Source organism: Pseudomonas tensinigenes, assembly GCF_014268445.2.
GTDB classification, from domain to species: Bacteria; Pseudomonadota; Gammaproteobacteria; order Pseudomonadales; family Pseudomonadaceae; genus Aquipseudomonas; species Aquipseudomonas tensinigenes.
In genome coordinates, this window is sequence record NZ_CP077089.1 from 1,444,196 (window position 1) to 1,467,026 (window position 22,831).

The 22,831-nt window shown below is 58.1% G+C and carries 20 protein-coding genes; 14 read left to right on the plus strand and 6 right to left on the minus strand.

Annotation, left to right across the window (positions count from 1 at the left end; all coding sequences use genetic code 11):
- Positions 1-39: 39 nt before the first annotated feature.
- From xerD to HU718_RS06275, 7 genes are all read left to right on the plus strand, one after another.
- The gene (xerD, locus tag HU718_RS06245) at positions 40-936 is read left to right on the plus strand and encodes a site-specific tyrosine recombinase XerD (RefSeq protein WP_186612434.1); all 897 of its coding nucleotides are present in this window, start codon (positions 40-42) and stop codon (positions 934-936) included.
- 241 nt (positions 937-1,177) lie between these two features.
- A complete protein-coding gene (gene dsbC, locus HU718_RS06250) occupies positions 1,178-1,909 on the plus strand; it encodes a bifunctional protein-disulfide isomerase/oxidoreductase DsbC (protein ID WP_095119347.1) in 732 nt (243 codons plus the stop codon).
- Positions 1,910-2,040: 131 nt separating this feature from the next.
- On the plus strand, positions 2,041-3,345 hold the full coding sequence (locus HU718_RS06255; RefSeq protein ID WP_007908972.1) for a homoserine dehydrogenase: 1,305 nt from the start codon (positions 2,041-2,043) through the stop codon (positions 3,343-3,345).
- A gap of 109 nt (positions 3,346-3,454) precedes the next feature.
- Positions 3,455-4,864, plus strand: a complete 1,410-nt coding sequence (gene thrC / locus HU718_RS06260) for a threonine synthase (protein WP_102900587.1) — start codon at positions 3,455-3,457, stop codon at positions 4,862-4,864.
- A 120-nt stretch (positions 4,865-4,984) separates the two neighbouring features.
- Entirely contained in the window at positions 4,985-6,358 is a 1,374-nt protein-coding gene (locus HU718_RS06265) for a transporter substrate-binding domain-containing protein (protein ID WP_095119345.1), read from the plus strand.
- A 117-nt stretch (positions 6,359-6,475) separates the two neighbouring features.
- Positions 6,476-6,883, plus strand: coding sequence for a response regulator (locus HU718_RS06270; protein WP_095119344.1), 408 nt, complete (start codon positions 6,476-6,478; stop codon positions 6,881-6,883).
- A gap of 175 nt (positions 6,884-7,058) precedes the next feature.
- Positions 7,059-7,340: a DUF3509 domain-containing protein gene (locus tag HU718_RS06275; protein WP_016986381.1), complete on the plus strand. Its 282-nt coding sequence runs from the start codon at positions 7,059-7,061 to the stop codon at positions 7,338-7,340.
- A gap of 176 nt (positions 7,341-7,516) precedes the next feature.
- Here HU718_RS06275 and HU718_RS06280 read toward each other — a convergent pair whose 3' ends face one another.
- Together HU718_RS06280 and HU718_RS06285 are read right to left on the minus strand one after the other, a co-directional pair.
- Entirely contained in the window at positions 7,517-8,476 is a 960-nt protein-coding gene (locus tag HU718_RS06280; protein WP_224795073.1) for a TIGR02285 family protein, read from the minus strand.
- A complete protein-coding gene (locus HU718_RS06285; RefSeq protein ID WP_186612436.1) occupies positions 8,424-9,623 on the minus strand; it encodes a CaiB/BaiF CoA transferase family protein in 1,200 nt (399 codons plus the stop codon). Before HU718_RS06285 ends, HU718_RS06280 begins: the two co-directional genes overlap by 53 nt.
- Before the next feature lie 146 nt (positions 9,624-9,769).
- Here HU718_RS06285 and HU718_RS06290 point away from each other — a divergent pair, with 146 nt between their 5' ends.
- The 3 genes from HU718_RS06290 (at position 9,770) to HU718_RS06300 (ending at position 13,452) form a co-directional block, all read left to right on the plus strand.
- Complete coding sequence (locus HU718_RS06290; protein ID WP_150729512.1) at positions 9,770-10,312, plus strand: YaeQ family protein; 543 nt, start codon at positions 9,770-9,772, stop codon at positions 10,310-10,312.
- A gap of 55 nt (positions 10,313-10,367) precedes the next feature.
- Positions 10,368-12,077 (plus strand): single-stranded-DNA-specific exonuclease RecJ, encoded by a 1,710-nt coding sequence (gene recJ, locus HU718_RS06295; protein WP_186612438.1) that lies wholly within the window; start codon positions 10,368-10,370, stop codon positions 12,075-12,077.
- Positions 12,078-12,345: 268 nt separating this feature from the next.
- Complete coding sequence (locus tag HU718_RS06300; RefSeq protein WP_186612440.1) at positions 12,346-13,452, plus strand: NADH:flavin oxidoreductase/NADH oxidase; 1,107 nt, start codon at positions 12,346-12,348, stop codon at positions 13,450-13,452.
- 206 nt (positions 13,453-13,658) lie between these two features.
- Here the strand turns inward: HU718_RS06300 and HU718_RS06305 are convergent, their stop codons facing one another.
- Positions 13,659-15,287 (minus strand): glucan biosynthesis protein D, encoded by a 1,629-nt coding sequence (locus HU718_RS06305; RefSeq protein ID WP_038357769.1) that lies wholly within the window; start codon positions 15,285-15,287, stop codon positions 13,659-13,661.
- Between the two features lie 392 nt (positions 15,288-15,679).
- Here HU718_RS06305 and HU718_RS06310 point away from each other — a divergent pair, with 392 nt between their 5' ends.
- Positions 15,680-15,865, plus strand: a complete 186-nt coding sequence (locus HU718_RS06310; protein WP_007908956.1) for a hypothetical protein — start codon at positions 15,680-15,682, stop codon at positions 15,863-15,865.
- A gap of 50 nt (positions 15,866-15,915) precedes the next feature.
- Here the strand turns inward: HU718_RS06310 and HU718_RS06315 are convergent, their stop codons facing one another.
- Entirely contained in the window at positions 15,916-16,422 is a 507-nt protein-coding gene (locus tag HU718_RS06315) for a BRO-N domain-containing protein (protein WP_186612442.1), read from the minus strand.
- Between the two features lie 439 nt (positions 16,423-16,861).
- Between HU718_RS06315 and HU718_RS06320 the strand changes: the two genes are divergently transcribed.
- From HU718_RS06320 to HU718_RS06330, 3 genes are all read left to right on the plus strand, one after another.
- Entirely contained in the window at positions 16,862-18,115 is a 1,254-nt protein-coding gene (locus HU718_RS06320) for an AAA family ATPase (RefSeq protein WP_186612766.1), read from the plus strand.
- On the plus strand, positions 18,112-18,750 hold the full coding sequence (locus HU718_RS06325) for an RloB family protein (protein WP_186612444.1): 639 nt from the start codon (positions 18,112-18,114) through the stop codon (positions 18,748-18,750). Before HU718_RS06320 ends, HU718_RS06325 begins: the two co-directional genes overlap by 4 nt.
- A gap of 294 nt (positions 18,751-19,044) precedes the next feature.
- Entirely contained in the window at positions 19,045-19,602 is a 558-nt protein-coding gene (locus HU718_RS06330; protein WP_186612446.1) for a hypothetical protein, read from the plus strand.
- 58 nt (positions 19,603-19,660) lie between these two features.
- On the opposite strand, the gene HU718_RS06335 is transcribed toward HU718_RS06330, so the two are convergent.
- Both HU718_RS06335 and HU718_RS06340 read right to left on the minus strand, forming a co-directional pair.
- Positions 19,661-21,145, minus strand: a complete 1,485-nt coding sequence (locus HU718_RS06335; RefSeq protein ID WP_150729506.1) for an APC family permease — start codon at positions 21,143-21,145, stop codon at positions 19,661-19,663.
- A 219-nt stretch (positions 21,146-21,364) separates the two neighbouring features.
- Complete coding sequence (locus tag HU718_RS06340) at positions 21,365-22,789, minus strand: gamma-aminobutyraldehyde dehydrogenase (RefSeq protein WP_186612448.1); 1,425 nt, start codon at positions 22,787-22,789, stop codon at positions 21,365-21,367.
- Positions 22,790-22,831 lie beyond the last annotated feature (42 nt).

A 22,831-nucleotide genomic window follows, 5' to 3' on the forward strand; every position in this document is an offset into this window, starting at 1 on the left:
TTTGCGCACAGTCCATGAAGCTGTGTGTCTTGAGCGCCCATGTCTGCCATCGACCATCCATTGATTGACCAATTCCTCGACGCTTTATGGTTGGAGAAAGGCCTGTCCGACAATACGCGCGATGCTTATCGCAGCGATCTGGCGCTGTTCAATGGCTGGTTGCATGAGAAAAATCTCGAGCTGATCAATGCAGGCCGCGAGCTGATCCTTGATCATCTGGCCTGGCGTCTGGAGCAGAACTACAAACCGCGTTCCACGGCGAGATTTCTCTCCGGTGTGCGTGGCTTTTATCGCTATCTGTTGCGGGAAAAGATGATCAGCGTCGACCCGACATTGCGCGTCGACATGCCGCAACTCGGTAGGCCACTGCCCAAGTCCTTGTCGGAAGCCGACGTCGAGGCGCTGCTCAAGGCGCCGGACCTGAGCGAAGCCATCGGCCAGCGTGACCGCGCCATGCTTGAAGTGCTTTACGCCTGCGGCCTACGGGTAACTGAACTGGTCAGCCTGACACTGGAACAGGTCAACCTGCGTCAGGGTGTGTTGCGGGTGATGGGCAAGGGCAGCAAGGAGCGCCTGGTGCCAATGGGCGAGGAGGCAATTGTCTGGGTCGAGCGTTATATGCGCGACGGGCGCGGCGAACTGCTCGGTGGCCGGCCCAGCGATGTGCTGTTCCCCAGCCAGCGCGGCGAGCAGATGACCCGCCAGACCTTTTGGCACCGCATCAAGCATCAGGCCAAGGTTGCCGGGATCGGCAAGTCGCTGTCGCCGCACACCTTGCGTCATGCGTTTGCCACGCACTTGCTCAACCACGGCGCAGACTTGCGCGTGGTGCAGATGCTGCTCGGGCACAGCGACCTTTCCACTACGCAGATCTACACCCACGTCGCCCGCGCTCGATTGCAGGATCTGCACGCCAAACACCACCCGAGAGGTTAACTCCATACCTCCCCCTGTAGGAGCTGCCGAAGGCTGCGATCTTTTGATCTTAAAAACAAAATCAAAAGATCGCAGCCTTCGGCAGCTCCTACATAAAGCAGTGTGATCTATGGCGACAGGCGCATTCGGCCACCGTGGCCTTATGTGTTAGGCTTTGCCGGTTTGCACGATGGACGGTTATGACCCGGTGTTCCGGCACGGGCGTTCTGATCGTTCCATTTGTCCGCCTTCAGGAGTTCTCATGCGTCTGACCCAGATTTTCGCCGCCGCAGCCATTGCGTTGGTCAGTACCTTTGCCGTCGCCGATGACGCGGCCGACAAAGCGATTCGTCAAAGCCTGGAAAAACTCGAACTCGAGGTTCCGGTAGAAAGCATCAGCGCCAGCCCGTTGCCGGGCATGTACGAAGTCAAACTCAAAGGCAGCCGCGTGCTGTACGCCAGCGCCGATGGCCAGTACATCGTTCAGGGCTACCTGTTCCAGCTCAAGGACGGCAAACCGGTCAACCTGACCGAGAAGACCGAACGCCTGGGCATCTCCAAACTGGTCAATGCCATCCCGGTCGCCGAAACCGTGGTTTACCCGGCCGTGGGCGAGACCAAATCGCACATCACCGTGTTCACCGACACCACCTGCCCGTACTGCCACAAGCTGCACGCCGAAGTGCCTGAGCTGAACAAGCGCGGCATCGAAGTGCGTTACGTTGCGTTCCCGCGCCAGGGTCTGAACTCGCCGGGTGACGAGCAACTGCAAGCCGTGTGGTGCTCGAAAGACAAGAAAGCCGCCATGGACAAAATGGTCGATGGCAAGGAAATCAAGGCCGCCAAATGCGATAACCCGGTTTCCAAGCAGTTCGCCCTCGGTCAGTCGATTGGCGTGAACGGCACACCGGCCATCGTTTTGGCTGACGGACAAGTGATTCCGGGCTACCAGCCTGCGCCACAAGTCGCCAAACTGGCGCTGGGCGCGAAGTAAATTCGCATCGTCACGGTCAGCCGTGACGATCATGGTCCGGCAGCCACATCGCCGGGCCATTAATAGAGAGCCGCGAGCACGCGGTTGTTTTCCGGCCGACCCCGCGTCGGCCGTTTTATGGGGAGTTCACAGTGAATCCGGTCAAAGTAGGCATCTGTGGGTTAGGGACCGTCGGTGGCGGTACCTTCAACGTACTTCAGCGCAACGCCGAGGAAATTGCTCGTCGTGCCGGGCGTGGAATCGAAGTGGCACAAATTGCCATGCGCACGCCAAAGCCTCAGTTCCAGACGACCGGTATTGCGATTACCAACGATGTCTTCGAAGTGGCCACGAACCCTGAGATCGACATCGTCATAGAGCTGATGGGCGGCTACACCGTTGCCCGCGAGCTGGTACTCAAGGCCATCGAGAATGGCAAGCATGTGGTCACCGCGAACAAGGCTCTGATTGCCGTTCACGGTAATGAAATTTTCGCCAAGGCTCGCGAGAAAGGCGTGATCGTCGCATTCGAAGCGGCCGTGGCCGGTGGCATTCCGGTGATCAAGGCGATCCGTGAAGGCCTGTCCGCCAACCGCATCAACTGGGTCGCCGGGATCATCAACGGCACCGGTAACTTCATCCTCACCGAAATGCGCGAGAAGGGCCGTACCTTCGAAGACGTGCTGGCCGAAGCTCAGGCACTGGGCTACGCCGAAGCCGATCCGACCTTCGACGTTGAAGGCATCGACGCCGCGCACAAGCTGACGATTCTGGCCTCCATCGCCTTTGGCATTCCGCTGCAGTTCGATAAGGCTTACACCGAAGGCATCACCAAACTGACCACCGCTGACGTCAACTACGCCGAAGCGCTGGGCTATCGCATCAAGCACCTCGGTGTCGCTCGCAGCACCGCTGCCGGTATTGAGTTGCGCGTACACCCAACGCTGATCCCGGCCGATCGTCTGATCGCCAACGTCAACGGCGTGATGAACGCGGTGATGGTCAACGGTGATGCTGCCGGTTCAACGCTGTTCTACGGCGCTGGCGCCGGGATGGAGCCGACCGCTTCGTCGGTGATTGCTGACCTGGTCGACGTGGTTCGCGCCATGACTTCCGATCCGGAAAACCGCGTGCCGCACCTGGCCTTCCAGCCGGATTCGCTGTCGGCCCATCCGATCCTGCCGATCGAAGCCTGCGAAAGCGCTTACTACCTGCGCATTCAGGCCAAGGACCATCCGGGCGTACTCGCTCAGGTGGCGAGCATCCTCTCGGAGCGCGGCATCAACATCGAGTCGATCATGCAGAAGGAAGTCGAGGAACACGACGGTCTGGTGCCAATGATCCTGCTGACCCACCGTGTGGTCGAGCAGCGCATCAACGATGCCATCGCTGCCCTCGAAGCGCTGGCCGGCGTGAATGGTCCGGTTGTACGGATCCGCGTCGAGCACTTGAACTAAACAGAAGCAGCTGCAAGCTTCGAGCTGCAAGCGGCAAGAGAAAAGCGGTCTGGCTTTTACTTGCAGCTTGTAGCTCGTAGCTTGAAGCTCAAACCGAAGGTTTGAAATCATGCGTTATATCAGTACCCGCGGCCAGGCACCGGCCCTGAATTTCGAAGACGTCCTGCTGGCTGGTCTGGCGACCGACGGCGGTCTGTACGTTCCGGAAAACCTGCCACGTTTCACCCAGGAAGAAATCGCTTCCTGGGCCGGTCTGCCGTATCACGAACTGGCCTTCCGGGTGATGCGCCCGTTCGTCACCGGCAGCATTCCGGACGCCGATTTCAAAAAGATTCTCGAAGAAACCTACGGTGTGTTCTCGCACAGCGCCGTCGCGCCGCTGCGTCAGCTGAACGGCAACGAATGGGTGCTGGAGCTGTTCCACGGCCCGACCCTGGCGTTCAAGGACTTCGCCCTGCAACTGCTCGGTCGTCTGCTCGACTACGTGCTGGAAAAGCGCGGCGAGCGCGTTGTCATCGTCGGCGCTACTTCCGGTGATACCGGTTCGGCCGCCATCGAAGGCTGCAAGCACTGCGAAAACGTCGACATCTTCATCCTGCACCCGCACAACCGTGTGTCCGAAGTGCAGCGTCGCCAGATGACCACGATTTTCGGCGAGAACATCCACAACATCGCCATCGAAGGCAACTTCGATGACTGCCAGGAGATGGTCAAGAACAGCTTCGCCGACCAGAGCTTCCTCAAAGGCACGCGTCTGGTGGCGGTGAACTCGATCAACTGGGCGCGGATCATGGCCCAGATCGTTTACTACTTCCATGCAGCCCTGCAGTTGGGTGGTCCGGCGAGGTCGGTGTCGTTCTCGGTGCCAACCGGCAACTTCGGTGACATCTTCGCCGGTTACCTGGCACGCAACATGGGTCTGCCGATCAACCAGTTGATCGTCGCCACCAACCGCAACGACATCCTGCATCGCTTCATGAGCGGCAATCAGTACGTCAAGGAAACCCTGCACGCCACGCTGTCGCCGTCGATGGACATCATGGTCTCGTCGAACTTCGAACGCCTGCTGTTCGACCTGCACGGTCGCAACGGTGCGGCGATCGCCGGGCTGATGGACACGTTCAAGCAAGGTGGTGGCTTCAGCGTCGAACAAGAGCGCTGGACCGAAGCGCGCAAACTGTTCGACTCGCTGGCTGTGGACGATGCGCAGACTTGCGAAACCATCGCTGAAGTCTACGAGCAGACCGGCGAAGTGCTGGATCCGCACACCGCCATCGGCGTCAAGGCTGCACGCGAATGCCGACGCAGCCTGGACATCCCGATGGTGATCCTCGGCACCGCGCATCCGGTCAAATTCCCGGATGCAGTGGAGAAAGCCGGTGTAGGAAAAGCACTCGAACTACCTGCACATCTTTCTGATTTGTTTGAGCGAAACGAGCGCTGCACCGTTCTGCCAAACGAGCTGAAAGCCGTGCAGGCCTTTGTCAGCCAGCATGGCAACCGCGGCAAGCCGCTTTAAGCCTGCAAAAGCTGTCACATTTTGAAGCCCGTCTCCTGACGGGCTTTTTTGTTTCTGCTGCCACACTGCTCGGGTTTTCACCCACGAAGGACGGGTGAGTCGATCACGAAGGAAGTGGCAATGCTGTTTTATAGAGGTTTGAAACCGGCACTGGGCTGGTTGTTCTTGTTCGGATTGCTTGGGTTGATGCGCTGCAGTGTGGCGGCGCAACTGGCGCTGAACGATGACGTTATGGCACTCAACGTCGAGCCTGTTGAACTGGACGCACACGAGCGCCAATGGATTCGCGACAATCCGCGGGTAACGGTAGCGTCGGTGCAATACCCGTTGTATCTGTTCCAGGATGAACATGGACAGTGGAGCGGTTTGAACAATGATGTGCTCAAGCGCGTCACTGCGATGACCGGGTTGAAGTTCATGCATCAGGAGTCGTTTTCCACCGATCACATGCTGGAGCGTCTCGAAAGTGGCCAGGCGGACATCAGTACGACCCTGGCGATGAGCGATGAACGCAAGGCGTTTCTGGATTTCAGCCACGCCTTCGGTGGGGCTGGCTGGGTGTTTGTCGGGCGCGCCGGTGCGCCGTCGGTAGAGTCACTGGAGCAGCTGGCCAAACGGGTGCTGGTGTTGCCGGCCCGGCACGCCCTGGAGGATGTCATTCGCCGCGATTACCCGTCGATCGAGATCCGTTCGGTCAAGACTTACGCCGAAGCGCGGGCATTGGTCGAAAGCGGCGAGGCCTACGCGACGATCGAGAATGAAATCGGAGCGCAACTGTACCCGCTGGGGCTGCTTAAGGTGGGGGGCTTGGTGGAAGGCAAATGGGAGGCTGATCATCTGGCCGTGCGCAAGGGCATGCCAGAGCTATTAAGTATTCTCAACAAGGCACTGGAGGCCTTTCCCGCTCCCGAGTTACGCGCTATTCGCCTGAAGTGGCTGGAGGGAATCTCGCTCAAGCCCGTCCCCACGCTCTGGCAACGGATGATTGAGTGGGGCTGTTGGGCAGCGGTGATCCTCGGTGTGTTCGGCTCGCTGTCGCTGGTGTGGAACCGCCGCCTGACGGTGGTGATCAAGCAACGTCGTGCTGCCGAGAAAAGTCTCGGTGATCAATTGGCTTTCCAGCACGCACTGATCGACTCCATGCCTGATCCGATGTTTGTCCGTGATCTTCAGGGGCGGCTGATCATGTGCAACCGCAGCTATGAAGAGGCACTTTCGGTACGTCAGGATCAGGTGCAGGGGCGGTTGTTGATGGAGGTCGATGCGCTGCCAGAAGCAACCGCGCGCATGCTTCACGACGAATTCATGGTGCAGTTGCGCACGCGTAAGTCACGTTTCAGCAAGCGGCAATTGCTGTTCAAGAACGGTACGCGGGAGGTCTATCAGTGGACGGTGCCGTTTTACAGTGTCGACGGCAAATTGCGCGGACTGCTGGGCGGCTGGACGGACATAACCCAGCGCCGGGCGGAGAGCGGGTGCCGATGTCTGCATTGAAAATGGGAAATGTCCTATAAGACGCGGCTACTTTTCCGATGGGAGGCTTCAAAGGGCTGCCCTACAGTGAGTGGCAACTGCGGTGAGAGTCCGCGATTGTCGCTTCAGAGGTCGCCCATGCGCTCGCTTAAAGTCCTGATTCTTGAACCCAATCCGTTCCAGCTGATGGCGTTGCACCAAATGCTCAATGCTATCGGCATTTATGATGTCCTGACCGCGTCATCGCTGGCATCGGCCTTATGTTCACTGGGGCATCGTGGCGTGGTCGATATCGCTATTTGCGATCCGCAGCTCAAGGGCGGTGATGGCCTGGCCCTGATCCGGCACGTAGCAGTGGAGCGCGAAGCGCGGGCGCTGATCCTGCTGGGCGCGGTTGCGCCGAGCGTGCTCAACGACCTCCAGCCGTTGCTGTGCGAGCATCGGTTGCGACTGCTGGGGCGTCTGCAAACACCTGTTTCGGCGGTACTGATGCGCAGTTTGCTGGACAGCTACCTGATTTCTCCTTCGCTGCCGGTCGAGGCCTGAAGCGGCCGGTTATTTTTCTGTCATCTTTGCCGTGCATGCTCTGACAGACCGGTGATACCTCCGTGACACGCCGGTGCTGGCGAGCGGAATGCAGAACTTTCTTCTCGGGCCGGTGGTCATTTACTGTGGACACGCCCCAGACACAATGTTTTCGGACTATTGAGTGGAGATCGAGATGGAAAGTATCAGTCTATTGCTCGGTGAGGCTCTGAGCCCGTATCAGGTTTCTTTGTCTCCAAGCGGTGCCCACGGTGAATGCCTGGTGACCTTGAAGAACAGCAACGGCGCGATTGTGGTGGAGCGCCAATTCAACCAGGCGCAGTTGACCGACAAGCGTCAGTTGACCGATGTCGTTGACGGCTTGCACCGCGACATTCTGATTGCCGAAGGACGCCTGGAGCCCTGTGTGATTGCGGCCTTGCGTAACGCGGCTCTGGACAAGCGTCCGGCGCTCTGAAAATCAAACATCTATTGTGGGAACCTTCCTGCATCCCTGTCAGTCAGACCCCATGACAGCAGGATCAAGCATTGTGCTCCGGTGCTTGTCGCTTGCTGTTACGGGCCTTATGCAGGCCACGTTTAACCCCGAGTCGTCTCCCCACTTCTCGGGGTTTCTTTTTGTCTGCAATTTGCTCAGGGCGCCGCTTGTTGCTTGAAGAATGATCGGGCCTGTTCGAGGTAATCGCTTCGCATCGCGGGGTCCAGCCAGTCGGCGTACAGCTGGTTCAGTTGGTCGTGGGGGAGGGTGCGCAGCAGTTGGTTTATTTCGCTGATCGCCTGACGGCCCTGGTGTGTGTCGGAGCAGCCGATGTAGCCCGACAGATATTTACCGGTGCCGCGGATCGGATAAAACAGCAACTCGTCTTCGGCGATTTGCGCCAGATGAGCCTGATAACGAATTTCTGGCCAATAGCCCAGCACCACCTGTAATCGTCCCAGGCGCTGCATCATCAGCAGACTGTTCAGGGCGTCATTGCCGTAATGAGGTGTCAGTGCGTTGCGAGGTGCCTGGCGCAGCAGGTCATCGACCATTTCACCGTAACTGCGCTCAGCCACGACACCGATTTTCTCGTTGCCATTGGCCAGGAGCGCTGCCAGATCGATTTCACCCTCCACGAGAAACGGCGCCAACACTTCGCGATCTTTCTGACGCACCACCAGCCCATTACTGACGGCGCGAAAGGCCGGGATGGAGTACGCGATCCATTGCGCCCGCTCTTTGCTCCAGATCAGCGACGGGTCGCAGGTGAAGGAGGCTTCGTGAAGCATCTGAATGCCTCGGGCTCGGTTGACCCGCATCAGCTGGTGTTCGTATTGCGGCATGCCGGCGATCAGCATCGGCATGAGGTGATCAATGACGCCCTGGCCCTTTTTCGGGCCTTCGAAAATAGTCAGCGGTGGCAAGTCGCGCAATAACCAGGTCAATGTCGGTTTCGCCTGAGCCCAGGCTGGCAAGGTCAGTAGAAACACCAGGCCGAACAGCCGCCACGTCCACCACTGGTGGGCGCGGTTGGCGTCCGGTGTTGGCAGGCGTTTCAGCTCAAATGGCTCCGTCTTCGCGCAACCGGGCGATCTGCTTTTCGTCGTAGCCAAGCTCGTGGAGTACCTGCGCATTGTGTTCACCGAGCTGCGGACCGACCCATTCGGAGGAGCCCGGTGTCTCTGAGAGTTTCGGCACGATCCCCGGCATCTTGAAGGGTTTGCCGTCCGGCAGTCTGGCGTGAAGGAACATTTCCCGGGCCAGATACTGCGGGTCGTTGAACATGTCTTCGGCGCTGAATATCCGGCTGACGGGCACCTCGGCCTGATTAAGCAGATCGAGCACGCTTTGCAGAGGCAGCGAATTGACCCAACGATCGATCACGCCATACAACTCGTCGCGGCGCTGGTCGCGACCGTCGTTGCTCGCCAGTGTCAGATCGTTAGCCAGGTCTTCACGGCCGATGATCAGCATGAAGCGTTTGAAAATCGCGTCACCATTGGCGCCGATCTGCACGTGCTTGCCGTCGGCACTGGTGTGGATGGAGGAGGGCGTGATGCCGGGCATGATGTTGCCGGTGCGCTCGCGGATAAAACCGAACACGTCGAACTCCGGCACCATGCTTTCCATCATCGCGAAAATCGCTTCGTACAACGCCACATCGACAACCTGACCGGTGCCACCGTTGACCTCACGATGACGCAGCGCCATCAGTGCGCCGATCACGCCCCACAACGCGGCAATCGAATCGCCGATGGAGATCCCGGTACGCACCGGTGGCCGGTCCTCGAATCCACTGATGTAGCGCAGACCGCCCATGGACTCGCCGACCGCGCCGAAGCCGGGCTGATCTTTCATCGGCCCGGTCTGACCGAAACCGGACAGGCGCACCATCACCAGTTTTGGATTCAGCGCGTGCAAGGTGTCCCAACTCAGGCCGAGTTTTTCCAGGACGCCGGGACGGAAATTCTCGATGAGGATGTCGGCTTCACTGAGGAGTTTTTTCAGGATCGCCAGACCTTCAGGGTGTTTGAGGTTCAGCGTCAGCGACTTTTTATTGCGCGCCTGAACGAACCACCACAGCGACGTGCCTTCGTACAGTTTTCGCCATTTGCGCAAGGGATCACCGCCGTCTGGCGACTCGATCTTGATCACTTCGGCACCGAACTCGCCGCAAATACGCGAGGCAAACGGCCCGGCAATCAATGTACCCAATTCAATGACTTTCACACCGCTGAGCGGTTTGTTGGCGAACGGCATACTGAATCCTGTAGGACAAGGCTAAGCAGATACAGCGTTTTAACATAGCCGGCTGTCAGACGCCGCAGGTTGATCGCCATCAATTCGATGATTGCCTACCGCATCGGTTAGACTTGCCGACTTTCCTCGTATCAAGAAGCCCGTTCATGGCCCAGCCGTCCACTACCTACAAATTTGAACTGAACCTCACCGACCTCGACCGCAGTGTCTACGAGAGCGTCAAGCAGACCATCGCCCGTCACCCTTCGGAAACCGAAGAGCGCATGACCGTGCGATTGCTGGCTTACGCCCTCTGGTACAACGAGCAGTTGTCGTTTGGCCGTGGTCTGTCAGACGTGGATGAACCTGCACTGTGGGAAAAGAGCCTGGACGACCGTGTTCTGCACTGGATCGAAGTCGGCCAGCCTGATGCCGATCGCCTGACCTGGTGCTCGCGTCGCACCGAACGCACCAGCCTGCTGGCCTACGGCAGCCTGCGTGTCTGGGAAACCAAGGTGATCCCGGCGATCAAGAACCTGAAAAACGTCAACATCGCTGCAGTCCCGCAAGACGTGCTGGAAACCTTGGCCAAGGACATGCCCCGCGTTATCAAGTGGGACGTGATGATCAGCGAAGGGACGATCTTCGTCACCGACGATCGTGGTCAGCACGAAGTCCAGTTGCAATGGCTGCAAGGTGAGCGCGGCTGATCCCGCGTCACCACCAGAATAATCCCACGTAATCAAGAGAAGTCTCCGTCACCCCATGCGTATCGAACCTCGTCAACTGCCTGCCACTCTGCCTTTTCTCGGTGATCTGCCGCCGCTGTTGACCCGCTTGTACGCGGCGCGGGGCGTGCAGTCCGAGGCTGAGCTGGACAAGAGCCTGGCGCGGTTGATCCCGTTCCAGCAACTCAAGGGCATAGACGCAGCGGTAGACCTGCTGGTGACGGCGCTGGAACAGCGCCAGCGCATCCTCATCGTTGGTGACTTCGATGCGGACGGCGCGACGGCCAGCACTGTCGGCATGCTCGGTTTGCGCTTGCTCGGTGCGGTGCACGTCGATTATCTGGTGCCGAACCGCTTTGAATATGGCTATGGCCTGACTCCGGAAATCGTCGAAGTTGCGATGACCCGCGAGCCGCAATTGCTGATCACCGTCGACAACGGCATCTCCAGTGTCGAAGGCGTGGCCGCCGCCAAACGCCATGGCCTCAAAGTGCTGATCACCGATCACCACTTGCCCGGTGATGAGCTGCCGCAGGCCGATGCGCTGGTCAATCCGAATCAGCCAGGTTGCGAGTTTCCGAGCAAGGCATTGGCCGGTGTCGGGGTGATTTTTTATGTGTTGATGGCGTTGCGCGCGCGTTTGCGCAGCCTCGGCTGGTACGAGAACACGCCGCAGCCGAACATCGGTGAACTGCTGGATCTGGTGGCGCTGGGCAGCGTTGCCGACGTGGTGCCGCTGGACGCCAACAACCGGATTCTGGTGCATCAGGGCCTGGAACGGATTCGCGCCGGTCGCGCACGGCCGGGGATCAAAGCGATCCTTGAAGTGGCCAAACGAGACGCTGCGCGCATCACCTCCACCGATCTTGGTTTTATCGTCGGGCCGCGCCTGAATGCCGCCGGGCGTCTGGATGACATGAGTCTGGGCATTGAATGCCTGCTGACCGCCGACGCCAACCTGGCCCGGGAAATGGCCGCGCAACTGGACGGCATGAACCAGGATCGCAAATCCATCGAGCAGGGCATGCAGCGTGAAGCGCTGGCGCAGCTCAAGGACCTGCCGGTCGAGTCGATGCCGTTTGGTTTGTGCCTGTTCGATCCCGAGTGGCACCAGGGTGTGATCGGCATTCTCGCGTCGCGGATGAAAGAGCGTTATTTCCGTCCGACCATTGCTTTCGCCGATGCGGGCGATGGTTTGCTCAAGGGCTCGGGGCGTTCGGTGCAAGGCTTCCACATTCGTGATGCCTTGAGCGTGGTCGCAGCGCAGCATCCAAACCTGATCGCCAAGTACGGTGGCCACGCAATGGCCGCAGGTCTGACCTTGCCGCAGGAGAATTTTCCGCTGTTCGCCGAGGCCTTTGACGCTGAAGTGCGTAGGCAACTTCGCGAAGACGACCTGACCGGGCGCATGCTGACCGATGGCACGCTAGCGGTTGAAGAGTTCCACCTCGAACTGGCCCGCGCCCTGCGCCACGCCGGGCCTTGGGGACAGCACTTCCCGGAGCCGCTGTTTCATGGCGTGTTTCAATTGGTCGAACAGCGAGTGGTCGGCGAAAGGCATCTCAAAGTGGTGCTGAAGAGCGAATGTGGCTCGCTGAAGCTGGATGGCATTGCCTTTGGTATTGACCGCGATATCTGGCCGAACCCGACGATTCAGTGGGTTGAACTGGCTTACAAGCTCGACGTTAACGAGTTTCGGGGTAATGAGACGGTACAACTGATGATTGCCCATATCGAACCGCGTTGACCCCTTCGCGAGCAGGCTCGCTCCCACAGGTACGGTGTTGTCCTTGTGGGAGCGAGCCTGCTCGCGAAAGCGTCCTTTCACACACTGAATCACTCTGAACCCTCCCTCATCCCCGGTTGTCGACTAGGCTCTAAGCACTGCTTGATTGGCCTTGTGACGTCTTGTCGAATTTTTTGCCCGCGGGGGCGGGTGCTGCACCTTTTTCCTGTCACTCGTCGACTATTCAAACAGAACCCTGGAGCCTGCCCACTGATTTGAGAGGTGCCCCATGAGTCTGCTGCTTGAACCCTTCACCCTGCGCCAACTGACCCTGCCCAACCGCATCGCCGTCTCGCCGATGTGCCAATACTCGAGCGTCGACGGCCTGGCCAACGACTGGCACTTGGTACACCTCGGCAGCCGCGCGGTGGGCGGCGCCGGTCTGGTCTTCACTGAAGCCACGGCGATCACGGCCGACGGGCGGATTACCGCCGAAGACCTGGGCCTGTGGAACGACGAACAGATCGAACCGCTGCAACGCATTACCCGATTCATCACGTCCCAAGGCGCAGTCGCCGGTATTCAATTGGCCCACGCCGGGCGCAAGGCCAGCACCCATCGGCCGTGGATCGGCAAGCATGGTAGCGTCAAACCCGATGATGGCGGCTGGACTCCGGTCGGGCCGTCGCCGATTGCCTTTGATCCGCAACATACGCAACCGAAACAGCTCGACGAAGGGCAGATTGCCGACGTCATTCAGGCCTTTGTCGATGCTGCCAAACGTGCTTTGACGGCTGGTTTCAGTGTGGTTGAGGTGCATGCGGCGCATGGTTATCTGCTGCATCAGTTTCTTTCGCCGCTTAGCAATCAGCGCCGCGATCAGTACGGTGGTTCGTTTGAAAACCGTATTCGTCTGGTTCTGCAAGTGACTGAAGCGGTGAGAGCGGTCTGGCCTGAGGAGTTGCCGGTGTTTGTTCGCGTGTCGGCGACTGACTGGGTGGAAGACGGCTGGAATCCGGACGAAACCGTGGAGCTGGCGCGACGCCTGCACACTCTGGGCGCCGATCTCATCGACGTATCGTCGGGCGGGACGGCGGCCAACGCTGAAATTCCCGTCGGGCCGGGTTATCAGACGCGCTTCGCCGAACGTGTGCGCAAGGAGTCAGGCATCGCCACTGGCACCGTGGGAATGATTACCGAGCCGGCGCAAGCCGAGCACATTCTGCGCACCTGTCAGGCCGATATCATCTTCCTTGCTCGCGAGCTGCTGCGTGATCCGTACTGGCCGCTGCACGCGGACGATGATCTGGGTGGGCGCAAAGCGGTGTGGCCGGCGCAGTATCAGCGCGCGACTCATCGGGATCAGCCGATTCATGAGTCTGATTTGCGCGATTGAGTATTAGCGATAAAGCAAAAAGCCCCGGTCAGTGATGGCCGGGGCTTTGTTTTCTATCTGCTGAATGTTGTTTTGCCTGTACGGTCTTCGCGAGCAGGCTCGCTCCCACATTGAATCAATGCCGGTCATGACTTTTGTGATCGGCCGAGATCAACTGTGGGAGCGAGCCTGCTCGCGAAGAGGCCTGCCCAAACGCTAGAGAATCCTCAAGGGTACTTACGCTTGTCCGGCGCCGGCGGGAAGTACTGATACAACCAGGTCTCGCTCAACGTGCGGTCATTGGTGCGAATAAACAACCGCAGCTCCACCGGCTCGACGCTGTCATTGGTCGGGTACCAGTCGAACAGGATCCGGTAACCCTTGATGTCATCCAGCACCAGCACGCTGAAGTCCTGCACCTTGCCGTTCGAGCACGTCACCACCGGCTCGATCCCGGTGCCTTGCGGCAATCGATCCAGACCGCCACCGGTGAAGTCCACGGCAAAACGGCGCGCCCAGACTGGCGGGTAATGCTCGCCCGGTGCCCAACCTTCGGTGAAACCGCCCATGCCGGACCGGGTGGCGTGTACGCGGGCCAACGGCGTACCCACTGGCGGCAATGCGCTCCAGTAAAGTTTGTAGCCGTAGTTCAGCGAATCCCCGGCAGCGACCGGTTTTTTCGGGGTCCAGAATGCCACGATGTTGTCGAGGGTCTCGCCGGTGGTAGGAATTTCCAACAGATCGATAGAGCCTTCACCCCACGCGGTGGTCGGTTCTACCCACAGGCTCGGGCGCTTGCTGTACCAGTCGACGGTGTCCTGATAGTTGGCGAATTCGTGGTCGGTCTGCACCAGACCGAAACCCTTTGGATCGGTGTCGGCAAACGCATTGAATTGCAGGGTCGCCGGGTTATTCAGCGGACGGCAGATCCACTCGCCGTTGCCGCGCCACATGGCCAGACGATCCGAATCGTGGATCTGCGGGTGGATGGTGTCGCACATGCGGCGCTCGTGGGTGCCGCAACTGAACATACTGGTCATCGGCGAGATGCCCAATTGCTCGATCGCCGTGCGCGCATTGATGTGCGCATCGACTTCCATCACCACGCGCTCGGCCTGGCAGTCGATGTCGAAACGGTAAGCGCCAGTGGCACTCGGCGAGTCGAGCAGGGCATACACCACAAATCGGGTGGCGTTCTTGTCCGGTGTCTCGAACCAGAACTTGGTGAAGTCAGGGAATTCTTCGCGTTTTTTCGCGTACGTGTCGATCGCCAGGCCGCGCGCCGAGAGGCCATATTGGCCAGTGGCGTCTACCGCACGGAAATAGCTGGCGCCGAGGAACGACAACACATCGTGACGATCCAGCTCCGGTGCTTTGAACAGCTTGAAGCCGGCAAAACCGAGGTCACCCTTGAGCTGCTGGGTGTCGACTGAAGTGTTTTCATAGTTGAACAGTGCCGGGCGGAAATGCACTTCGCGGGCAGTGCGGGTCTTGGCGTCGACGCTGTACATGCGCACCGGCTGACGGAACCCCATGCCGACGTGGAAGAACTGTACGTCGAGCTGGCCCTTGTTTTCCTTCCACAGCGAATGCTCGCCGTCGTAGCGGATCGCGTTGAAGTTCTGCGGGGTCATAGTCGCCAGAGTTGGCGGCAGCACCTGTTTGGTGTCCTGATAGGCGCTGCCAGCCAGTTGCTTGGCCTGGCGTTTCAGCGCTTCGAAGTCGAAGGCCTGAGCCTCGCCATCGGCGGCGCCGCCATTGGCCGCCCACGCACGGCTGGCCAGCAGGCCAGTGGCTGAAAGACCGGTGTAAGCCGCAATGGCCATGGACGCTTTGAGCAAATTCCTGCGGTGCATAAATACAACCTGTCGTGTGCAATCCCGCGCCGTTCCTGGCACGTGCTGGATCAGAAATAACGGTTCGGACAAGCCTTCGGCCAAACGCAACGGACTATTAACAGATGCCCGCTAGCTTAAACGGTTCGCTCGCAATGCAAAATTCGTTGATTCACCGCGCCAGTGTGTCAATGAAACAAGACATGTCGGTTAAAAATCTGACAGCGCGTTCTGATTTACACGGCATATCTGCTTTTTTCGACTAATTACTCTAAAAACCGCTTTTCAGCGCCGATTTAATTTCTATTCTATGGGCATGACCGGTGCTGACCGGTAGGGCACACGGCGCTGCTGTAAGGGGCAGGGCGATGTGGTGGTTTAGCAATTCTTTGAAGTATTGAAGGACATCGTCCATGGCAAAAATACAAGGTATTACCGACATGCTGGGCATCTTTCCCTGCCTCGGCAGCGGCCGCAAAAGGCGTCGGCTCAGCTCTGACGAAGTGAAGCTGGTGGAGCGTTATCGGGAGCTTTCGGAGAATGACCGGATTGCGATGCGGTATCTGGTGGATGCGATGCGGAGTGTTTCGCGGTTTTGAGTGGAAATAAAAAGGGGCGGACTGAAAGGTCCGCCCCTTTTTTATTTGGATCAGCTACACGTTCCCAAGACTGGATATGGCCGCTGGCCGTGCATCAACTCCGGCACATCCCGCCATTTGACCCACGCCTGCTGTTGCCAGTGCAGCAGCGGTACGGTGACGCCTGCCCAATGCATCGAACTCAGGCTCGGGTGGTTTTCCGCAGGGCTCGATTGGGTTTCGCGCAGCATCGGGATGACTTCATGGCTCAGCCATTGGCGCAGGTGGCGGTTTTCCGGGACGAAGTGATGGACGAGCAGGGCGAACAGGCCGGACTCGCTGACCATCGCGCAATCGATGATTTCGCCGTCCTTGCGCAGGAGGACATTGCGACGCTGGTCGGGATCGAGTTTCAGGGTGAGGCGTTCGTTTAGCGGATAACCCATCAAGCGACCGAGATCCTGAACACAGAACCAGGCTTCGTGGTCTTGCATGAAGGCGTGGAGGAAACGGTTGTGGCGGGTGAAGACGGTGGGGGTGAAGTGGGTCGACGATGAATTTTGGATTTGCGCAGACATGTAGTGACTTCCGATTTGAGTAGGAAAGTCGCCATCAACTCTTCGACAAGTTGGGTGGCGAACCGTATGGCGTTCGAAGTCGGGATACTTCCAGTCAAACACGGAAAAGCCAGAAGGCCCGCGCCACACGGCCCGCCATAAAGCAAAACTGAAGCTGTGACAGCCACAGTTCAATGGAGGGCATGCAAGCACCGCGTTGACAGTTTCCGGCTTCGACCCCGGATCGCTGAATTAACAGCGACGGGATAAAGCCTATCGGTCAGGCGCTTGCGGCGACAAGTCTACCCTTTCGCCGCACAGCGTAGGAAATGGGGCTTTCTCCGGAAGGCTGCATCTGTAGGAAATGCCTGTTTTTGCACTCGCTGCAGCCTGTCTGCATCTGAAGCCTGTTTTTTCGTTTATTCATGAAAACCCAAGCAATGAACTGCAGGTTTTCTCCATGTTGATCGAATTCTCGGTATCCAATTACCGCTCATTTCGGGACAGGCAAACCCTGTCCATGGCGGCGAGCCCTCGTCTGAGCAAAACACGCAATACGTTCAAAGCCTCCACGAGCGCAGAAAAGCTTCCGGAGCTGTTGAAGGTTGCAGCTATTTACGGTCCGAACGCCTCCGGAAAGTCTTCACTGATTCGCGCAATGGGCATCGTCGGACGCTTGCTAGCGACACCACGTGGTTCAAATGACGAAGCTCTGCCCGTTTCACCTTTTCGATTTGATTGCACTCTGAGCGATGCGCCCAGTGTCTTTGAGTACGACTTTATTCAGGGCGGACTGCGCTATCGGTTTGTCCTGGGGCTGACCGCGCAGAGGATTGTTCAGGAACAACTGACTGCTTATCCGAAAGGTAAGGAAACACTGCTTTATGACCGCCGGTTTGATGCTGAAGGTGAGCACTACCTGTTTGGTAAAACCCTTGATGGCGGCAAGGAAGTGCATTGCGCCTGGCGCCGATTGACCAGTCCGACGATGCTGTTTATTGCACAAGCCGTCACTCATAGCAGCGAAGAGTTGAGTCAACTGCGCACTCCATTTAGTTGGTTTCAAACCGGTCTGCTAGTCATTGAACAAAACAACATGCTTGGCTTATCCACAGCCTCGATTCGCTTTCTGCAAATGGTGAAAAATCATACGAGCAACCTGCGCGATTTTCTCAGTGCGCTGGATATTCCTGTGTCTGCGATACAGCTCGACCCGGATGACGCCTCTGCAGACTTGAGCAACAGAAAACTGACCTTGAAGGAGTTCTTCGCGGCGGCTCAAAGGGACAAACTGACCCTCACGCATTCCAGCATTTCAGGCGATGCGCAGTTCGACTTCTCGGAGGAGTCTTGCGGAACCAAAAACCTGATTGGCTTCTGGTTGCCCTGGTTCATGATGAATCAGGCCGGTGGCAGTGGGATCCTCTGCGTCGACGAACTGAATAGCAGTCTTCATCCCGAAATCGTCGCTGACTTGATCGCAAAGCATCTGGACAGTGGGTTGGATACCCAACTGATTTTCACGACACACGATACCCACCTGATGAATGAAAAGATTCTGCGGCGTGACCAGTTCTGGATTACAGAACGTGATGCTCATGGCGCCACGAGCCTGTTTTCCGTACACGATTTTGGAGGCCGGGAAAGCGAGGATGTCGAGAAGCGTTACTTCGAAGGGCGTTATCGCGGGCTGCCGCTGATAAGGCGGGGGTGAGGGTCGTGAGTTTGTTCAAATCGTTTGATCGCAAGGCTTCCCGCTTCAAACCGCAGCCTAAGGTGCTGGTGTTGTGTGAAGACAGTAAGTCAGGGAAACGTTATCTGGAGGAAGCCGCGTTTTATTTTCGGGCCAGGGCCCAGGTTGAGATCGTCCACTGCGGTGTTACACATCCAAGCGGCATTGTTGAGCGAGCAGTCGTAAGGCAAAAAAGCTTCGATAAGGTGTTCTGTGTTTTGGATCGAGACACCCACATGTGCTTCGAGCGAGCGTTGAATGCGGCGAAGTCTTATCCAAAAATCCAAGTCATCGCATCTTATCCGTGCTTCGAGTTTTGGCTACTACTGCACTTTGGCTACAGTCGAAAACCGTTCAGCACAGCCGGGAAGAACTCTCCGGCTGATTTGGTGACCAAGAGCCTCAGAGCAAAACCCAGCATGGCTGACTATCAGAAAGGCAAAGACGTCAGCTACTTCGCTCAGCTACTCGGAAAGCCATTTCAGCAGGCAAGAGCGCTGGCCCCCAAAGTTCTTGAGGATGTCGCCCTCAGTGGCGAACACAACCCAAGCACTGAAATTCACCTATTGATGGATGAGTTCGAAGCCCTCTCAAAGCCCCAGCCGATTGACACATAAGCCCTCTCCGAGCCTCCCCATTGGCCTGGCTCAGTAGCTGAGAGGAGACGTTGCTGGCAGGCGCTGGCTGAACCAAAACCATTCAGTCTCCATCCACTGTAGGAAACAAGATTTTTCCTTGAAGGTCACGCCTGTAGGAAATGCCTGTTTTTGCACTGGCATCAGTGAAACCACTCCTAACCAGTATTTTTTCCGTTATTTGTTTGAATCTCGCGCATCGCTACAGATGCTCGGCCCTTGGGATCAGGGCTGGGTGAAAATTTACGTCGCAGCGCTAACTTGGAAGTGAGCTCAATGACGACTGTATTTATTGCCGGCTCTATCAACATCAAGAACCTTGATCCGAAGGTTAAAGGGCGCATCAATAATATCGTCGCGTCAGATTTTGAGGTGGTGGTTGGGGATGCAGGGGGCGCCGATACCTCCATTCAGGAGTACCTGCTGAGTCTCGAACGATCCAGAACCACGGTGTTCTGCAGCGGTTCGGCACCGAGGAACAACCTAGGGCACTGGCCCGCCAGAACAGTCGACTCCAAGCATTCCAAAGGGTCGAGAGCCTTCTTCACCGAGAAAGACGTCGTCATGGCCGAAGCGGCTGACTACGGTTTGATGATCTGGGACGCAAAGAGCACCGGCACGCTCAGCAACGTCATTGAATTGTTGTCGAGAAAGAAGAAGTCGCTTGTTTTCGTCAACAAGGAAAAGGAATTCAAAGTAGTCGGAGACGTCAGTCAGCTCGAAGAATTGGTTGCATTCATGTCCGATTACGCCAAGCAAAAAGCCAATGAAAAAATCAAACTGTTCGATCGTATTTCCTTGCTGAAACACGATCAGGCAGAGCTTTCCTTTTGATGGTTTTTCTCGGTTTTCCTGAACCCCGGCACCTTGTCGGTGCCAGGATCGCAGGCTCTTAGCGACTCACCTTCCAAGCATCCCCAGCCGGGGCCTTGCCATGGTCATACGGCTTGCCAATCCACATATAAACCAGCCCCAACCCAATCACGATCGCCGTGCTCAACACCATCGCATAGTTCACGTACCACGCCGCATCCGGCGTACGTGGCCAGGCCATGTTGATGATTGCGCCAACGCCATACACCAGCGCGCCGATGTTCACCGGCCAGCCCCATGCGCCAAGGGTGAATTTGCCGCTGGGTTTCCAGCCTTTCATCCGCGCATACAACGCGGCCAGGACGATCATCTGGAACGCGAGGTAGATGCCGATCGCGGCGAAGCTGACGATGGTGGCCACGGCGTCTTGCAGGAAGAAGCCGAGGGCGATGATCAGGGCCGGTAGGACGCCGGACACGAACAGTGCGGCAACCGGTACTTGGGTGGTAGGAGAAATCTTTTTCAGCAGTCGGCTGCCGATGACCATTTCGTCTCGAGCGTAGGAGTACAGCAGACGACTCGCCGCGGCTTGTAGGCTGATGACGCAGGAGATGAAGGAAATCATTACCACGCCCATCACCACTTTCGAACCGACCGGGCCGAAGGCGTTGTTGAGGATGGTGGTGACCGGGTCTTTGTCGGTGCCGTTGATCACCGCTTGCATGTCCGGCACGGCGAGGATCAGCGCCAGGCAGGCGAACATCGCCGCGATGCCGCCGATGTAGATGGTCATGCGCATGGCCACCGGGATTTTTGCGCTCGGGTTCGGGGTTTCTTCAGCGACGTCGCCGCAGGCCTCGAAGCCGTAGTAGAGGAACATCCCCGCCAGCGAGGCAGTGAGAAACGCCGGCAGGTACGAGCCGTCGACGCTGATGTCGAAGGTGTTAAACAGCACGCTTAGCGGTTGGTGACGCTCGAACACCAACAGGTAAACACCGACGATCACCGCGCCGACCAGTTCGCAGAGAAAGCCGAACATGGCGATGCGCGCCAGCACTTTGGTGCCGCTGAGGTTGACCAGTGTGGCGAACAGGGTCAGCACCAGGGCGATGACGATGTTGGTGTTGTTGCTCGGTTCAAAACCGAGCATCGCGGCCAGGTACGGGCCAGCGCCGACGGCAACTGCAGCAATGGTGACGCAGAGGGCGATGGAGTAGATCCAGCCGACCATCCATGCCCATTTTTTACCGACCAAGCGGCGTGCCCAAGGGTAAACGCCGCCGGAAATCGGGAACTGCGAAACCACTTCGCCGAAGATCAGGCAAACCAGCAACTGGCCGCAACCGACCAGCAAATAAGCCCAGAACATCGGTGGCCCGCCGGCGGCGAGGCACAGGCCGAAGAGGGTATAAACCCCTACGACCGGTGACAGATAAGTGAAGCCTAGAGCGAAGTTTTCCCACAGGCTCATGCTGCGGTTGAAGTTCGAGGTGTAGCCCAGTTTGCGCAGTTGTTCGGCATCGCTGTCGGCAACGGCTGCGGCGAGATCGGGTGAGGCACTCATGTGTGATTGCTCCGTGAAATCGGCAGATTTCGGATGGCCGAGGCCGTGGCGGGGCTTTGTGGGCGCCGCCCGGTTCGGTAGTTATTGTTTTGGGATCCTGGTGGTGCGTAATGCCGGTTTCCTTCCTGAAACCGAGGTGACGCCTTCGCGAGCAGGCTCGCTCCCACAATTGGAATGCAGTTCCCTGTGGGAGCGAGCCTGCTCGCGAAGCTTTTGACCTTAGTGCTTGAACATCACATGCCGAACCGTGGTGTAGTCCTCCAGCCCATACATGGACATGTCCTTGCCGTAACCGGACAATTTCTGACCGCCATGGGGCATTTCGCTGACAAGCATGAAGTGCGTATTCACCCATGTGCAGCCGTACTGCAAACGCGCCGACATGCGATGCGCGCGTCCTACATCCGCTGTCCACACGGAGGACGCGAGGCCGTAGTCCGAATCGTTGGCCCATTCCAGTGCCTGCGCTTCATCAGTAAATTTGGTCACCGAAACCACCGGCCCAAACACTTCGCGACGAACGATTTCGTCGTCCTGCTGCGCATCGGCCAACACCGTCGGCTCGAAGAAGAAACCATTGCCATCAACAGCCTTGCCACCAGTGATCAAACGAATGTGCGACTGCGCCACGGCACGCTCGACAAACCCGGCCACACGGTCGCGATGTTGCGCAGTAATCAACGGCCCCAGTTCAGTCGACGGATCATCCTGCAAACCGTATTTGATGCTGCTGACTGCCGCGCCGAGCTTCTCGACGAACTTGTCGTAGATGCCCTGTTGCGCATAAATCCGGCACGCCGCCGTGCAATCCTGCCCGGCGTTGTAAAAACCAAAGGTACGAATGCCTTCCACCGCCGCATCGATATCGGCGTCATCGAAGATGATTACCGGCGCCTTGCCGCCCAGTTCCATGTGCATGCGTTTAACGCTGTCGGCAGTGCTGGAAATGATGTTGGCGCCTGTGGCGATGGAGCCGGTCAGCGAAACCATGCGCACTTTCGGATGGGTAACCAACGGACTGCCAACGGTAGGCCCACGACCAAATACCAGATTGAGTACACCAGCCGGGAAGATTTCCGACGCCAGTTCGGCCAGACGCAACGCGGTCAGCGGGGTTTGTTCCGACGGCTTGAGCACCACGGTATTACCGGCCGCCAGCGCCGGGGCGATTTTCCAGGCGACCATCATCAGCGGGTAGTTCCACGGCGCGATGGAGGCAATCACGCCGACCGGGTCGCGACGGATCATCGAGGTATGGCCGGGCAGGTATTCGCCACCGGCCGAACCGCTCATGCAACGGCTGGCGCCGGCGAAGAAGCGGAACACGTCGGCGATCGCCGGGATCTCGTCGTTGAGCGCGGCGCTGTAGGGTTTGCCGCAGTTGGCGGATTCCAATTTGGCCAGTTCTTCGCCGTGGGCTTCGATGGCGTCGGCGAGTTTGAGCAGCAGTAGCGAGCGGTCTTTCGGCGCGGTTTGCGACCACTCGGCGAAGGCGTTGTCGGCGGCGCGCACGGCGGCGTCGACCTGGGCTTCGCTGGCTTCGTTGATTTCTACCAGGACTTCGCCAAGTGAAGGGTTGAGCACCGGTTGCGCCGGGCCTTCGCCGTTGACCAGTTGGCCGTTGATCAAGAGTTTGGTTTGCATGTCTGTTGTCCTCACTAACACTTTATTGTTCTGCCGAAACCG

Bases quoted from the DNA above. Each gene is read 5' to 3' on its own strand.
- HU718_RS06300 (WP_186612440.1), top strand. From the start codon at position 12,346: ATGAGTCTGCTGCTTGAACCCTTCACCCTGCGCCAACTGACCCTGCCC.
- HU718_RS06310 (WP_007908956.1), top strand. From the start codon at position 15,680: ATGGCAAAAATACAAGGTATTACCGACATGCTGGGCATCTTTCCCTGC.
- HU718_RS06335 (WP_150729506.1), bottom strand. From the start codon at position 21,145: ATGAGTGCCTCACCCGATCTCGCCGCAGCCGTTGCCGACAGCGATGCC.
- HU718_RS06320 (WP_186612766.1), top strand. From the start codon at position 16,862: ATGTTGATCGAATTCTCGGTATCCAATTACCGCTCATTTCGGGACAGG.
- HU718_RS06270 (WP_095119344.1), top strand. From the start codon at position 6,476: ATGCGCTCGCTTAAAGTCCTGATTCTTGAACCCAATCCGTTCCAGCTG.
- HU718_RS06340 (WP_186612448.1), bottom strand. From the start codon at position 22,789: ATGCAAACCAAACTCTTGATCAACGGCCAACTGGTCAACGGCGAAGGC.
- HU718_RS06305 (WP_038357769.1), bottom strand. From the start codon at position 15,287: ATGCACCGCAGGAATTTGCTCAAAGCGTCCATGGCCATTGCGGCTTAC.
- HU718_RS06330 (WP_186612446.1), top strand. From the start codon at position 19,045: ATGACGACTGTATTTATTGCCGGCTCTATCAACATCAAGAACCTTGAT.
- HU718_RS06315 (WP_186612442.1), bottom strand. From the start codon at position 16,422: ATGTCTGCGCAAATCCAAAATTCATCGTCGACCCACTTCACCCCCACC.
- HU718_RS06290 (WP_150729512.1), top strand. From the start codon at position 9,770: ATGGCCCAGCCGTCCACTACCTACAAATTTGAACTGAACCTCACCGAC.
- HU718_RS06285 (WP_186612436.1), bottom strand. From the start codon at position 9,623: ATGCCGTTCGCCAACAAACCGCTCAGCGGTGTGAAAGTCATTGAATTG.
- recJ (WP_186612438.1), top strand. From the start codon at position 10,368: ATGCGTATCGAACCTCGTCAACTGCCTGCCACTCTGCCTTTTCTCGGT.
- HU718_RS06275 (WP_016986381.1), top strand. From the start codon at position 7,059: ATGGAAAGTATCAGTCTATTGCTCGGTGAGGCTCTGAGCCCGTATCAG.
- thrC (WP_102900587.1), top strand. From the start codon at position 3,455: ATGCGTTATATCAGTACCCGCGGCCAGGCACCGGCCCTGAATTTCGAA.
- HU718_RS06265 (WP_095119345.1), top strand. From the start codon at position 4,985: ATGCTGTTTTATAGAGGTTTGAAACCGGCACTGGGCTGGTTGTTCTTG.
- dsbC (WP_095119347.1), top strand. From the start codon at position 1,178: ATGCGTCTGACCCAGATTTTCGCCGCCGCAGCCATTGCGTTGGTCAGT.
- xerD (WP_186612434.1), top strand. From the start codon at position 40: ATGTCTGCCATCGACCATCCATTGATTGACCAATTCCTCGACGCTTTA.